This window comes from Mesorhizobium sp. M7A.F.Ca.MR.362.00.0.0 (assembly GCF_004023175.1).
In the GTDB taxonomy this organism is placed as follows: domain Bacteria; phylum Pseudomonadota; class Alphaproteobacteria; order Rhizobiales; family Rhizobiaceae; genus Mesorhizobium.
Genome location: NZ_RZTF01000158.1, coordinates 6304 through 7454, shown reverse-complemented (window position 1 = coordinate 7454; position 1151 = coordinate 6304). Strand labels below are relative to the sequence as shown.

Here is a 1151-nt window from a genome sequence, read left to right as displayed (position 1 = left end):
ATGTTTCGGCGGTGCTGCAGGCGCTGCCACTGGCGGTGACGATGGGGGCCGCACTCGTCTTTGGCGAGGCTGTCGGCTGGCGGCGCTGGCTGGCCATCGCCATCGGATTTGCCGGCGTGCTGATTATCGTTCGGCCTGGCTTCGAAGGGTTCAGCATCTACTCGCTGGCGGCGCTGGCCAGCGTTGCCTGTTGTGCGGTGCGCGATCTCGCCACCAAGCGAATCCCGGAGGCCATTCCGACATTGCTGGTGTCGACGGCAACCGCGCTTGCCATGACCATCGTTGGTGCGGCGCTGTTGCCGGCAATGGGCGGCTGGACGCCGATGACGGGGGACAGCACAGCCCTGCTGGCCCTGGCCGCGGTGCTGGTGGTGATCGGCTACCAGTTCATCATCATGGCGATGCGGGCGGGCGACATCTCCTTCATCGCGCCGTTCCGCTATACGGCCCTGATCTGGTCGATCCTGCTTGGCCTGTTCATCTTTGCCGATATCCCCGATCCGCCGATGATCGTCGGCGCCACCATCATCATCGGCTCCGGCCTTTATGCGCTCTATCGCGAGCGTGTGGTCGGCCGGCGAAAGATCGTCGCCGAAAGCACGGGGCCGACCATGGTGCCTGACGGAATCTAGCCAGATCATTGAAGGTTCTTGTGATTTCCGACGGCTGGCGTACAGGCTTCGTGGCATGAAGCGAGACATTGCGGGGATCATCCTGGCCGGTGGCCAGTCGAGACGGATGGGCGGTGGCGACAAGAGCCTGTTGCCGCTTGGCGATGGCTGCCTGCTTGACCAGGTCGTGTCGCGCTTCACCCCGCAAATAGAATCGCTGGCGCTCAGCGCCAATGGCGACCCTGCGCGATTCCTGCGCTTTGGACTGCCGGTGCTTGCCGACAGCGTGCCCGGCTTTGCCGGGCCGCTCGCCGGAATCCTGACCGGCCTCGAATGGGCCGCGGCCAATACGTCTTGCAAAGCGATCGTCAGCGCTGCCGGCGACACACCTTTCCTGCCGTTGGACCTTGTCGAGCGTCTGGCAGGGGCCGCCGATCAAAGTCCCGGTTCGATTGCCGTAGCCTGCTCGGCCGGCAAGCGGCACCCGACCTTCGCGCTCTGGCCGATCGGCTGCCGCGATGCCTTGCGGCACTTTCTGGT

At 64.9% G+C, this 1151-nt stretch carries 2 protein-coding genes; both read left to right on the top strand.

Annotation, left to right across the window (positions count from 1 at the left end):
* A partial coding sequence (locus EOC06_RS19415; protein WP_245469795.1) for a DMT family transporter occupies positions 1-632 on the top strand: 632 nt, incomplete at its 5' end.
* A 55-nt stretch (positions 633-687) separates the two neighbouring features.
* The coding region (mobA, locus tag EOC06_RS19410) for a molybdenum cofactor guanylyltransferase MobA (RefSeq protein WP_245469793.1) at positions 688-1151 on the top strand (464 nt) is incomplete at its 3' end.